The 13,487-nt window shown below is 41.2% G+C and carries 10 protein-coding genes, 1 tRNA gene and 1 riboswitch; of the genes, 6 read left to right on the top strand and 5 right to left on the bottom strand.

Annotation, left to right across the window (positions count from 1 at the left end; genetic code table 11):
* Nucleotides 1-25 precede the first annotated feature (25 nt).
* The 5 genes from WH96_RS01245 to WH96_RS01225 form a co-directional block, all read right to left on the bottom strand.
* A complete protein-coding gene (locus tag WH96_RS01245) occupies nucleotides 26-1,372 on the bottom strand; it encodes an MATE family efflux transporter (protein WP_245629389.1) in 1,347 nt (448 codons plus the stop codon).
* A 216-nt stretch (nucleotides 1,373-1,588) separates the two neighbouring features.
* On the bottom strand, nucleotides 1,589-1,933 hold the full coding sequence (locus WH96_RS01240; RefSeq protein WP_047762310.1) for a hypothetical protein: 345 nt from the start codon (nucleotides 1,931-1,933) through the stop codon (nucleotides 1,589-1,591).
* A gap of 36 nt (nucleotides 1,934-1,969) precedes the next feature.
* Nucleotides 1,970-2,184: riboswitch (cobalamin riboswitch) on the bottom strand.
* A 74-nt stretch (nucleotides 2,185-2,258) separates the two neighbouring features.
* Entirely contained in the window at nucleotides 2,259-3,158 is a 900-nt protein-coding gene (locus WH96_RS01235) for a transglycosylase SLT domain-containing protein (RefSeq protein ID WP_053005536.1), read from the bottom strand.
* A gap of 64 nt (nucleotides 3,159-3,222) precedes the next feature.
* Nucleotides 3,223-3,396 carry a hypothetical protein gene (locus WH96_RS21840; RefSeq protein ID WP_156176653.1) on the bottom strand — a complete coding sequence of 58 codons (174 nt, stop codon included), beginning with the start codon at nucleotides 3,394-3,396 and terminating at the stop codon, nucleotides 3,223-3,225.
* Between the two features lie 470 nt (nucleotides 3,397-3,866).
* Nucleotides 3,867-4,814, bottom strand: a complete 948-nt coding sequence (locus WH96_RS01225; RefSeq protein WP_053005532.1) for an N-formylglutamate amidohydrolase — start codon at nucleotides 4,812-4,814, stop codon at nucleotides 3,867-3,869.
* A 184-nt stretch (nucleotides 4,815-4,998) separates the two neighbouring features.
* On the opposite strand from WH96_RS01225, the gene WH96_RS01220 reads away from it, so the two are divergent.
* The 6 genes from WH96_RS01220 (at nucleotide 4,999) to WH96_RS01195 (ending at nucleotide 13,330) form a co-directional block, all read left to right on the top strand.
* Entirely contained in the window at nucleotides 4,999-5,355 is a 357-nt protein-coding gene (locus WH96_RS01220; RefSeq protein WP_047762308.1) for a response regulator, read from the top strand.
* Nucleotides 5,356-5,454: 99 nt separating this feature from the next.
* Nucleotides 5,455-5,529 (top strand) — tRNA-Val (locus WH96_RS01215).
* 426 nt (nucleotides 5,530-5,955) lie between these two features.
* A complete protein-coding gene (locus tag WH96_RS01210) occupies nucleotides 5,956-7,545 on the top strand; it encodes a type I restriction-modification system subunit M (RefSeq protein ID WP_047762307.1) in 1,590 nt (529 codons plus the stop codon).
* A 2-nt stretch (nucleotides 7,546-7,547) separates the two neighbouring features.
* Complete coding sequence (locus WH96_RS01205; protein WP_053005531.1) at nucleotides 7,548-8,699, top strand: restriction endonuclease subunit S; 1,152 nt, start codon at nucleotides 7,548-7,550, stop codon at nucleotides 8,697-8,699.
* A 2-nt stretch (nucleotides 8,700-8,701) separates the two neighbouring features.
* The gene (locus tag WH96_RS01200) at nucleotides 8,702-11,533 is read left to right on the top strand and encodes a type I restriction endonuclease subunit R (RefSeq protein ID WP_047762305.1); all 2,832 of its coding nucleotides are present in this window, start codon (nucleotides 8,702-8,704) and stop codon (nucleotides 11,531-11,533) included.
* A gap of 252 nt (nucleotides 11,534-11,785) precedes the next feature.
* Nucleotides 11,786-13,330 (top strand): hypothetical protein, encoded by a 1,545-nt coding sequence (locus WH96_RS01195; protein WP_047762304.1) that lies wholly within the window; start codon nucleotides 11,786-11,788, stop codon nucleotides 13,328-13,330.
* Nucleotides 13,331-13,487 lie beyond the last annotated feature (157 nt).

Below are 13,487 nucleotides of genomic sequence, written 5' to 3'. Positions count from 1 at the left end.
GACGATCTGCGCGGTTTTCAGAGGGCTATGTTTTAACAGATTTAGCCTCTACTGATTTGGAGCCGATAGATCTTGCAAGGGCTGGGTAATATCTCAGAAGTGTTATGCCGCGTGCGGCCATATAAATGGACATTGCAAGCCAGAGTCCATGATTTTCCCACACCGGAACAAGAAGCCATGTACTGATCAAAAAGATGATCAAGGATTGTATCATGGCATTCCGTAAATCCGCGGTGCGCGTCGTGCCAATGAAAATGCCATCAAACTGAAAGCTTGCAACACTTATCAAAGGCATAATGATGGGCCAGTAAATAAAGTTTGTTGCTATTGATTTAACGCTGGGAATATCCGTGAACAAATTAACAATAAGTTGCCCGGATAGATAAAAGAGTATCACAAAGACAGCTGCCGTCAGTAACGCCATGACACTACTGGCTTGTACAGCATTTCTAAATTCTTTGTTGTCGTTTCTCCCTTTTGCATGACCGGTAGTAATCTCTGCGGCATGAGCAAAGCCGTCCAGACCGTAAGCTGAAAAATAAAGAAAATGCATTAATACCGCATTGGCAGCTAGGATTTCATCGCCCATGCCTGCCCCTAACCGAGTGAAATAGGCAAAGGCAAAAATAAGACATAAAGTACGAATAAAGATGTCCCTGTTTACTGTAAACAGAGCAAGAATATGAGAGCGGAGCCAGACATTCTGCCAATCGATTTGCTTTATGAAGAAATCAGATTTTTTCAGAATGATCCATAAACCTACAGCAAAACCAATGCTCTCTGCAATTACTGTTGCTAAAGAAACTCCCTCGACCCCCCAGTCAAATTCAAGAACAAAAATTAGATCGAGGAAAATGTTCACTGAATTTATTATGACCTGTAAAATAAAAGTAAGCTTAGGTTCGCCTTTACCAATTAACCAACCAATAATGACGTAATTGGACAGGGCAATAGGGGCACTCCATATACGTATGGTGCTGTACTGAAATGCAAGTTGCTGTACTTCTGCGCTACCGTCAATCAGCGTTACGCATAGCTGTAACAGAGGAGCTTGCAACAAGATAAGTATTAACCCAAACAAGAGGGCAAGTAACATGGGACGTAGGAAAGCTGCCTGCTGTTCAGGTAAATTCTTTGCGCCAAATGCCTGAGATGTGAAGCCCACTGTTCCCATTTTCAAAAAGCCGAAGCCCCAAAAGAGAAAACTGAAGATTGTTCCACCCACAGCGACACCCCCGATATAGGCGGGATCAGGTAAGTGCCCCATAACAGCTGTATCAACGGCCCCCAACAGAGGAACAGTTAAGTTGGATAGTATCAGCGGGGTCGCTAAAGCCAGAATGTGTTTGTAGTGAGCAGGCAACTTAATCAATAGTTCGACACTTTGAAATGATGGGGATGAAATAACGGAATTGACTTATATCCCAAGCCCCATGGTTCTCGTACCTTTATTTTTGCTTTACGTAATATGCAAAGCTTAATGCCCTGAAATATTTGAGTTCAATGAAATGGTAGAACTCGGGATATATTGGTCTTCGAGTTTCAAAACGTTAAGCCAGTTTTGAGTGTGTCAGGCAATTGGTGAATTTCAGGAATGCAGTCTGTGTCTGTATCTTGATCTCCGTCGTGATGTTGCTGCCAGACGGGATCTTGGGAATTCAGCTGTTTGTTTGAGAAACATTATGGTCTTTAAGTTGCTTTTTTTTGCCTGGTCAACGATGTTTTCATAATGAGATAATAACCGTGTGGCGGCCAAAGCGGGGTCGAGTTCATTGGGAAGGCTCAAGACCCAGGCAAGGATAATGTCTTCCGGTGGTGTATTTGTATCTTCATCCATCATAAGCATCTGGTGAATGATCGATTTGGGATCGTTAGTAGAATTGGAAGAAACAATCGCAGAAGCAAAAGATAGATTAGAGGCGTAATTCGTCATAGCATTTTCTCCTCCGGTGCACCCCGCCCGGGTTAATGGTTGATAAATGCGATGGCAGGTCTCCTGGCTCGTGGATCATAAATATCTATCCTTCCTTCCCAGCCGATTATCTGGCCAGTGGGTCACAAGATGATATCTCATCACTTACAGTTGCGGGGGCAGCTTTGGAGTTAGTCACATGGGTGTTCGCCATATAACTTCACCAAATTCCCTTTTCATCCCATAGGGGGAACCTCGCGATTTAAAATCAAGCTACTTTAGAAGATGGGGATGTGTCAATTTGTTTGAATCTGATGTTTTGATTACGTTTATTTTCAACGAAGTTTTAAGATTGCACATCAAATTTTTCAAAAAGAATTCTGGTAGCAATTGAACGCCCTGTAGCTTGAACTGAAGTCGCCTGATCTTTTGCTGGATTTGTTATGTTGGGTTTTTGCGTAATTTTAGGCGATGCCTCTGTAGTAGCAGTGATTTTTTTTCGCGAGCTAGATTGTGGAAGATTTAAGCCCAAGGTAGATGTGATTCCCTCTGTCTTTAGGTGGGTGGCAGCAACGCCGCCTGGATTGCGCGCGTGAATCTCGGCATGTTTTTTGGTTTTCGCCTGCTGTTTCGCGATCTTGTCTTGCGCTCTTTTTTCAAGAGCTGCGAGACGCATCTCTTTGTTGATACGATGTTTTTCATCGCGCCACGCGGTTAAAACTTTACGGCGATAAGGAGTGCTGTATTTTTGGTTGTAGGAATGATACCTGCCGACAGCTGATGTCCAGGATGGGGACTTGCCACGCAACTCAACAAGAAACTTGGCCGCATATGCAACGTTTTTGTGAGGGTCAAAAGCATCGTTTAATGATTTGAATGCCTTGGCGTGATGGTACAAATTGACCTGCATGCAACCGACGTCGATATTTTTGACACCTTTTGCTTTCAGTTTCTGGACTTCCGCGATTGCAGCCTGTTTTGTCGGAAGATATCGCCCTTTTCCTTCTGCCATCACTGTCCAAGGCCATGCCACCCTGCTTCCCTTTTCTTTATCCCATTTGCCAGATTCAACAAGTGAGATTGCTCTAAGAAGATGAAGAGGAATTGTTTTCTGAATTTCAGTTTCTGTAATGATATCCGCACAGATATCACTGTTCTTCTTTGCGGTAAGGGATTGAGCAAAAGCATTGGCTGATGCGAAAACACCAACAGCAAACGCAAGCGATTTTAACAGATTGCGTGGCATGATCTTTTACTCCTTTCCTTGTCGCGTCATTTGATGAAACGCTGGTTTTATGCAGCTCTTTGTTTTAATCAGTTTGAATTGGCAGCATTCGAGGCAAAATTTCCCAGCGTTCGTTCGGGAATTTGCGTGTTACGCGATTAATAAACTTGCCGACGTTTTCTTCTTTCATTGCCAAAATTTTAACCGGCTCGTGGTTCTTGCGAATTAGAAAATCCTGACGTCTTTCATGATCGAACATTTTCTCCTCCAGTTTCCAATTACTCTTGAAAATATAGTAAGCAATTTTGAGGCCAGTTTTATTGTTGGATGGCGAAAGAATTTTTTCCCAGGATCCTCGTGGAACTATGAAGTGTTCTACTTACATGGCGGGATATTTAGAGACAATGATATTTCTTTTGTTATCAATAGGATGTTGGGGATTGAATGGAAATTCTATTTGATAGTATTAATATATCGGCAACCGAATAGACTCTGATCAACTCGGACCAAGGTACTTTTAAATAAGGAATAAAGTTACGTTCGGAGGAAGGGTAAGGCGGCAAAAAATACCCGAGAAAAAATGTTGAAGAATAGAAGATGAGTTAAAGAAGAATCATTAAATATGTTTACCGAACAATCCTGCTCATAAACGATCCAAAGAGAAAAGGGTCGTTCCTGCCTTTATGTCCTGGATGTCGATTGCGGAAATACCTGGACTAAGCCCGGTTTCTAATAATCGAGTACGTTTGCTTGGATTGAACCGACTGCGAGAATGATTTCATCCATCAATGAGGCGATATCATCAAAATCAGATCTGCGTTCTATCCTATCCTCATCCATGTAGAGTGTACGGGATATTTCGATTTGAAGGCAATTTATGCCCAAGGCGGGTTCGCCGTAATGTTGGGTTATAAAACCGCCGGGGTAGGGATTGTTATTAAGAACACGATAGGAATTCTGTTCAAGAATATCTCCCACTGTTTTTGTGACGGCCCTTGAACAGGCTTTGCCAAAACGATCCCCCAAAACAAAGTGGATCGATGAAGGTCGTGAACTGATGCCGTTAGCACGTGTTGTCAATTTGGGCATGGAATGGCAGTCAATCAGAATACAATAGCCAAACTTGCGTTTTGTGGTGTCAACAAGTTGACGAAGAACTTGATGGTAAGGCCAATAAAATCGCTCTATGCGGTCCTTTGCCTCGGCAAAGGTCAGTTTATCTTTATAAATCTGCGTTTCGCTGGTGACGTTACGAGCAATAGTCCCCAGGCCAACAGCAACACGGGGCGAGTTTGTGTTTACATAGCTGGGTAGTTCATCTTCGAACATATGGGGGTCGAGTTCGAAGGGCTCTCTGTTTGCATCAACGAAAGCACGGGGAAAGAGTGCGCAGAGTAAGGGAGCACCCAACTTTGGAGCATTTTGAAATAGTTCATCTACAAAAGAGTCTTCTGATCGACGGAGGTTATGACTATCTAGTCTGGAACCTTCGATAAATGATTCTGGGTAGTTATTACCGCTGTGAGGGGAAGACAGAACAACAGGTAAGGTATGCTGATTGGGCAGGTGTAATCGATAGGATTCAGTCTCTCTGACGGTGCCCTGTTTCAAGTCTGTAGATATATTGTGTTGTGTTGTTGAAATGTTTTCACCCATCTCATTAAAATCGTAAGTCATGATGTGATCGTCAAGTGTCTTGTAAATAATATGGATTTTAATTTTTTCATGTGCGATGCGACTATCATAACGCTCTTTTGATTATGGGCAGTGATTTGTTGTATAAGCTTAAATCCATTCTTGATGCTATGATGGCGAGGTGTCGAGAGTTTTTTTGAACTTTATTTGATTGATGCACCGTTTAATGGCTGACATTCTTCTAGCAGAAGATGACGATAATTTACGATATTATCTGTGCCGTGCTCTGGAGCGGGCTGGACACAATGTGATCGCTGCTGCGGATGGTCTGGAAGCTGAAGAAACGTTATCTTTTCATCGTTTCGATTTGGTGCTTACTGATGTGGTTATGCCCGAAAAGGGTGGTGTCGAGTTGGCTAAAGTTGCCCGTTCTCATCAACCAGAGATTAAAGTTATGTTCATCACTGGTTTTTCAGGGATTTTGATGGAAGAGAGTGATTCTTCTTTCAAGAGCGATAAGGTTTTGTCAAAGCCATTTCATCTAAGAGATTTAATTACTGAAGTGAATAAAGTGCTTTTGTAGCAGAAAACTTTTGTGAAAGGGCTTGTCAAACATATAGCAGTTTGATACTTCCCTGTCTCACCGAACAAAGCGTGTTTATCGACCGGTTTTTCGGGTATAGGGCGTATAGCTCAGCGGGAGAGCACTTCGTTGACATCGAAGGGGTCACTGGTTCAATCCCAGTTACGCCCACCATGAAAACCTCAAGGGAAACCTTGGGGTTTTGTGCTTTCAAGGCCTAACCATTCCTAGTTAAAAAACAATCCTATTCACATTTGTTCACACTCGTCAATGTGAACGAAGTGGCACTTGCTGCACAAGTGCATGCTCTCCCGCTGAGCTATACGCCCTCATGGTGTGGATACGAGTCGAAAAATAGGGGAGTTTATCGATGGGGGTAGGAGGGGGGGGATACCCCTTTGTTCTATCTCTGCATTACGCCTCAATATTTTCTATCAAAAATTATGATTTTTGGGCACTGTAAAATGAGGGTGTGGGGACTGGGTTGTGAAGTTTAAGGCATCTGCCAAATCCAAAAATAAATCACGTGAATTAGCTTTTCGCACCAAGTTCAATATGACATATCTTCTTACACAATAAAGATTTGCTTGGGGGCTGAGTGTGACTAACGAACAGAAGAAAAAGCTGGAACAACAGCTCTGGAATATCGCAAATGAATTACGCGGTAAGATGAGTGCCGATGAGTTCCGCGATTACATTCTCGGTTTCATTTTCTACAAATACCTTTCAGAGAAACAATATATCTTTGCGAACAAACTTCTCGAGACGGAGAGCATCAAAGACTATGCACTAGTCCAAGATCAGGAAGATATAGAAGCAATCAAAGAAGAATCCCTTGAGAAATTGGGTTACTTTCTAACACCTGATGAATTGTTTAGTGCTATCACTGCTAAGGGCAATATCAAGATTGATGAAGACGACGAGGCAGAAGTTGGAAACTTCATCCTTGATGACCTTCAAAGCATCCTCAATGCCATTGAACAGAGCACGATGGGGCATGAAAGTGAAGATGACTTTATCGGCCTCTTTGAAGATCTTGACCTGTCCAATAGTAAGTTGGGCAAGAAGCCAAAAGACAGAAACGATTTGATCGCGAAAGTTCTGGCGCATCTTGATAAGATTGATTTTGAACTGGATAAAGTTGATGCAGATGTTTTGGGCGATGCCTACGAATACCTGATCTCTCAATTCGCATCTGGTGCTGGAAAGAAGGCTGGAGAATTTTATACTCCCCAGCAAGTTTCTCGTATCCTTGCCAAGCTTGTTACATTGGGTAAGGGGCAGGTTAAGAATGTCTATGATCCTGCTTGTGGTTCTGGGTCCTTGTTATTGCGTATTGCGAAAGAGGCGAAGGTTGGTGAGTTCTACGGACAAGAGTTAAATCGAACGACATACAACCTTTGTCGTATGAACATGATCCTCCATGACGTTCATTTTAGTCAGTTTAGTATTGAGCAAGAGGATACGCTTGAAAAGCCCCAGCATGAGGGCATGGAATTTGAAGCAGTTGTTGTTAACCCTCCCTTCTCAGCAAAATGGAAAGGCGATGATAATCCCTTAAATGAAACGGATGATCGGTTTGCTCAATATGGGAAACTGGCGCCAAAAACAAAAGCTGATTTCGCGTTCGTTCAACATGTGATTCATCAAATGGCAGATAATGGAACAGCGGCGATTGTTCTACCTCATGGTGTTTTGTTTCGTGGTGCAGCAGAGGGCGTAATTCGCGAATATATTATCAAAGAGCAAAATTATTTAGATGCAGTAATCGGTCTACCTCCTAATATCTTTTATGGAACATCTATTCCTGCTTGTATTTTGGTACTCAAAAAATGCCGTGTACATGAGGAGAATATTCTCTTCATTGACGCCTCTCGGGAGTTTGAGAAAAAAGCAAATCAGAACACTCTTACTGATTCGCATGTTGCAAAGATCATGCAGACCTATGAAGAGCGCAAGGATGTTGAAAAATACGCAACTGTTGCACCGATCAGTGAGGTGAGAGAGAACGGCTATAATCTCAACATCCCACGTTATATCGATACATTTGAGGAAGAAGAGCCTGTTGATCTAGATGCCATAACGCGAGAGCTTGTGGCATTAGAGGGTAAAATGGCTGAGGCGGACACAATAATTGCAGGGTTCTGTGAACAGCTTGGAATCGCTTCTCCCTTTGGGTCTAAGGATTAGTGATGCAAAAGCAAGAGCAAACTGTTCCTGAACTAAGATTTCCTGAATTTACTGATGAATGGCGCAAGGTAAAGCTAGGAGATAGTTTTTTTAGTCGGCGAGAAAGAGGAGAAAAGCATCTTCCAATTTATTCTGTTACTCAAGGTCAGGGATTGATTAAGCGTAGCGAGCTAGAGCGTAAAATTACCTTTAATGCATCATATGACAGCAACCTTAAGGTATACCGCCAAGATTTGGTCTATAATATGATGCGCATGTGGCAAGGAGCTGTAGGTTATGCCGATGAGGATTGCATGGTTAGTCCAGCCTACGTAGTGATTGCACCGTATAAAGATACGTGTCCTAAATTCTATGAACAGTGGTTTAAATTTGGTCATATGCTGCATCTTCTTTGGGCATTTTCTCACGGTCTAACAAATGACCGTTTAAGGCTTTATCCTAGTGACTTTTCCTCAATCCCACATCATAAGCCGGAACTGAAAGAGCAACAAAAGATCGCTGCATTTTTGGGTTCGGTGGATGAGAAGATTATGCAGCTCCGGAAAAAGAAAGATCTTCTAGAAGATTACAAAAAGGGGTGTATGCAAAAAATCTTCTCGCAAGAGATCAGGTTCACTGATGATAACGGTAAGCCTTTTCCTGATTGGGAAGAAAAAACTGTTTTGGATGCGTTTGATCCCATCCCAACTAAGAAGTTTCAAATACAAAGTAATGAAATTTTTGAGGTTGGCGCTATTCCCGTAGTCGATCAAGGGCAAGCACTAGTTGCAGGTTATACTGATCAGGAAAGTAAAGTTTTTAATATAAAAGAGATCCCTGTGGTGATTTTTGGTGATCACACGACTGCAGTTAAATTTATAGATTTTAATTTTGTTGTCGGTGCTGATGGTACAAAAATATTAAGTAGCAAAGAAGATTACATAAATTATCTGTACTACGCATTGTACTTTTTTAATTTGGAAGCAGAAGGGTATAAAAGACATTTTAGTATTCTTAAAGAAGTAACTTTACCAATTCCCCAACTGGATGAACAAAAAAAAATCGCTAATTTCCTCTCTGTGATTGATGGCAAGATAGCTTTAGTAGCTCAAGAGTTAGATAAAACTCAGATCTTCAAAAAGGGTTTGCTGCAACAAATGTTTGTACAAGGGTAGTGATGAATACTCAAACTGAACAACAGCTAGAAAATGCTCTTATCGCTCAGCTTCAAACTCTGGGCTGGGAAAAGGTTTCTATCACCGATGAAGAGGCTTTGGTTGCTAATCTCAAGGCACAACTGGAAAAGCATAACAAGGTTAGTATTTCGGATTTTGAGTTTTCACAAATCCTGAACAAGATCGCAAAAGGCAATATCTTTGAGAAGGCCAAAATCCTGCGTGATAAGATCGATTACACCAGAGATGACGGAACAACTGGGTATATTGATCTAATCAATCAAATTCATTGGTGTAAAAACGAATATCAAGTCACACATCAAATCACCATGACAGGAAAATATACCAATCGTTATGATGTGACGTTATTGGTAAATGGCTTGCCTCTTTGTCAGATAGAACTCAAGCGTCGTGGTCTTGAGATGAAAGAGGCATTTAATCAAACAAATCGATACCACAGACACAGCTTTACCAGTGGATATGGGTTATTTGGATACATACAGCTTTTCGTTATCAGTAATGGCGTGAACACCAAATATTACGCCAATAACCCAGTGAAAGATCGTGACTTTAAACAAACCTTCTTTTGGGCTGATCGTCGCAATAAACGAATTACACAGCTTAGCGAGTTTGCGGATGCTTTTTTAGAGAAGTGTCAACTCTCAAAGATGATAACTAAGTATGTAGTGCTTAACGAGAGCAATAATATGCTTATGGCATTGCGTCCCTATCAGTTCTACGCGGTGGAGGCGATTGTCGCACAGGTACTGACGACAAATAAGAACGGTTATATCTGGCACACAACGGGTTCAGGAAAGACACTAACTTCCTTTAAGGCAGCACAGATCCTTACACAGCATCCCAATGTTCATAAGGTTGTGTTTGTTGTTGATCGTAAAGATCTCGATTTCCAGACAATTAAGGAGTTCAATAGCTTCCAAGAAGGTAGCGTTGATGCAACGAATAACACTGGGAAACTGGTTGAGCAGTTTTCTGATGATACACCGTTAATCGTTACGACGCTGCAAAAGCTTAATGCTGCTATTAGTAAAGATCGTCATCTCAAGACGATGGAAGATCTTAAAGACAAAAAGATGGTCTTTATCTTTGATGAATGCCATCGTTCACAGTTTGGGGCAACGCATAAACGTATTAAAGAATATTTCGATAATGTACAGATGTTCGGATTTACGGGTACACCGATTTTCCGAGACAACGCAGCGAAAAATGCACTGGGTAAGCGAACAACAAAAGACCTCTTTGACCAGAAACTTCATAGCTATGTGATTACCGATGCCATTCGTGATGAGAATGTGCTGAAATTCTCTGTTGAATACATCCGTACCTTTAAACAGAAAGAAGAGGTTGTTGATATTGAAGTTGAGGCTATTGATACTGCCGAAGTGATGGAGGCGGATGAACGCCTTGAAAAGATAACTAATTACATTCTCGCGAACCATAATCGCAAGACTCATAACCGTGAATTTACAGCGATGTTTTGTGTCTCAAATATTAAGACACTGCTTAGCTATTATGAGCTGTTTAAGGCCAAGAAAGACGCAGGAGAACATGATTTAAAAGTAGCGACTATCTTCTCTTATCAGGCCAATGAAGAAGACACTGATGCAGATGGTATGGGAACAGGTGACGACATGCCCGAGGATGGTGCGCCTGTTAACAAGCATAGTCGTGAAAGGCTGGACGAGTGTATTGACGATTACAATGCAATGTTTGGAACGAATTACTCTACAAAGGATAGTAAGGCGTTCTACAGCTTTTATAAAGATATTGGGAAGCGAGTTAAGCGAAAAGAAATCGACATATTGCTTGTCGTGAACATGTTCTTGACTGGATTTGATAGTAAGCCGCTCAATACAATCTACGTAGACAAGAACCTCAAGTATCACGGGTTAGTTCAAGCTTATTCTCGTACTAATCGTATACAGGGGCAAAAGAAGTCACAGGGTAATGTTGTGTGCTTCAGAAATCTTAAACCTGCTACTGATCAGGCTATCGAACTCTTTGCTAACAAGGACGCACAGGAAGAGATCATTCTCGCACCCTATGAGGATTATGTTGAGAAGTTCAAAGGTGCTGTAGAGAACCTGCTGACCATCACACCGGATGTTGCCAGCGTTGATGACCTGCTTACTGAAGAAGATGAAGCAAGATTTATTCAGGCCTTCCGAGAAGTTATCAGAATTAAGAATGTTCTAGATTGCTTTACTGAGTTCAGCTTTGATGATTTGCCATTGGACGAACAGCTTTTTGCTGATTTCCGCAGTAAGTACCTTGATCTTTATGACAAGGTGCGGAGTGAAACGCAGAAAGAGAAAGTATCTATTCTTGATGACATTGATTTTGAAGTAGAGCTTATTAGCCGTGATAGAATCAATGTCAGCTACATTATAAACCTTCTGCTGAATATGAAGGGCAAGAGCGAAGAAGAACAGACCAGAACACGCAAGACAATCACGGATATTCTGGATACTGAAACGCAACTCAGAAGTAAGAAAGAACTTATTGAACGCTTTATTGCGGATCACTTCGCGGATATGTCGGCAAGTGCAAACGTTGCTGAGGAGTTTGAGACTTACTGGACTGAAGAAAAGCAGAAGGCTCTAGCTTCTCTTAGTGAAGAAGAAGGACTTGATCCTGATGGCTTGGAAGCAGTGTTGGGTAATTACCTGTTTACAGAGAAAATGCCAATGCGAGACGAGATCATTGAGATCATGGAAACACGTCCGTCCTTACGAGAACGCAGTACAGTAGCGGAACGCGTAATAGGTAAGATACGTGATTTTGTTGAAACCTTTATTGAGGGCGTTGATTAGGTTATCTGTAAATCAAGTAATATAGAATTAGAGATTATATACCTGAAAGAACATAGTTAAAGTGGATATAAGAGAGACGATGTAAGGGGTAATATGTAGCTGTTTTGTATCGTAATGTAATACAATTGAGCAGAGAATATTGTGTATTACTATTGCTGGTTTATGTGCCAATTTCTGTGTGTTTTAATTGAATTTAATTTCCTAAAGCCAATGAGCTATCTGTCTATATATAATTAAAATTAGGATTTCGGCATGCGGGATGGTGCGATACCTGCTCCCTACCGGGGTAATGATGAAGAAGATCTCTGGCCTGAAGAGATCGAAGCACTTGAGGCTAGAGCCAAAGGCGATGCATTGAAGCATTCAAGGCCACTCGATATTCACAAGTGGTCTGAGCATCCAGAAGTTAACAATTTTATTACTCCTATTTACGAAAAGTATTTCAAAGGGCGTAAAGGAAGAATACGGAAAAAACACTTAAAGGTGGTTCTTCTGGATCTTTATGTGGCCTGGAGAGATGACCCTGCTCTTAAGGTCACCTATTCACGGAATGTAAATGATTATAAAGCAGGGAGTCGTTACAATGAACTTCATATTTCACACCTTACTATTAATGTAGTTGATGCTCTCGAAGCAGCAGGGCTGGTTGAGCATGCAAAAGGTTTTTTTGATCGAGATCGTAAAGCTGGGTTGTTGTCGAGGATGTGGCCAACTGAAGCTTTGATTGCATTATTTAGGGAAGCTAAGTTTAGTAAATACGATGTCGATTATTCTGAAGATCGATTAGTTGTAGTTTTAAGGGATAAAAACCCTGAAACAGGCAAAGCGTTTGATGTTGAATATGATGAAACAGAAGAAACAAAAAGGATGTCTTCTGTCGTACATGCCTATAATTTACTTCTTAAAAAGACGTTTATTGATGTTCCTGATCTGGAGGATGTAAGAGGTATAAACCTTAGCCATCGATTTACAAGACGGGTCTTCAATAGAAAGTCCTTTGATAAAGGGGGGCGTTTCTCTGGTGGTTGGTGGCAATACTGTAAGAAAGAGATACGTAAGAAAATCCATTTAAATGATAGGCCAACAAATGAAATTGATTTTTCAGGCCTTCACTTGGTTATGCTTTATGCCTTAGAGGGCTTTAGTTATTGGGAGGAAATGAATAATGATGACCCTTATGTGCTACCTGAAATAGCATTCATCCCAGATGCTCAGAATAAGCGATCAATTGCTAAAGCATTAACTCTTATGCTGATAAATGCAAGCAGTCCTCAGGAGGCTTATAATGCTTTTAGAGATGAAGCAAATACAGGAACACCAGAGAAGAAGTTTACTAACGCACAGCTTGAGGTAATACAGAAAGCGTTAGAAGATAAACATCCTAAAGTTTCAAAGTATTTCGGTGCTGATATTGGTGTAACGCTTATGAATTATGATTCACAAATCACAGAAAAAATTATTGAAGAATTTGTTGCGCATGATGTCCCGATATTATCAATTCACGATAGTTATATTGTTCCTTGCGATTACGAAGATTGGCTTATCGAAACCATGCAAGAAGCATTTGGACATGTTATGAAACTTCCTCTCGATCGCTTTCCACCTACTCAAGTCGTCGAACAGGCAGACAGAATTGAAGATTTAGAAGGAAGCCTTATGTCTTGGATGCCTTATGATGAAGTCAAAGAATATCAGGAGGAGATGGAGAGGAAATATTTAGACAGAGTAAGGGTGCCAAGATCAGGCAGATATATTAAAGAACTTGAAGAATTTAACGAATGGATTGCGCAGCAGTAAATTAAGTAACTAACTAAGACAGTATATATTAAACCTAGTATATACAGTATTCCATTACTAATATGTATTCATGTTTGTGAGGATTTAACATGGCTAATTGGTGTTATGGGGGACTAACTTTTTCTTTCTTCAGACATGGCATTGGCGTGGTCTTACA

The sequence above is a fragment of the Kiloniella spongiae genome (genome assembly GCF_001026905.1).
GTDB classification, from domain to species: Bacteria; Pseudomonadota; Alphaproteobacteria; order Kiloniellales; family Kiloniellaceae; genus Kiloniella; species Kiloniella spongiae.
This window is presented reverse-complemented; position numbering and strand designations above follow the sequence as displayed.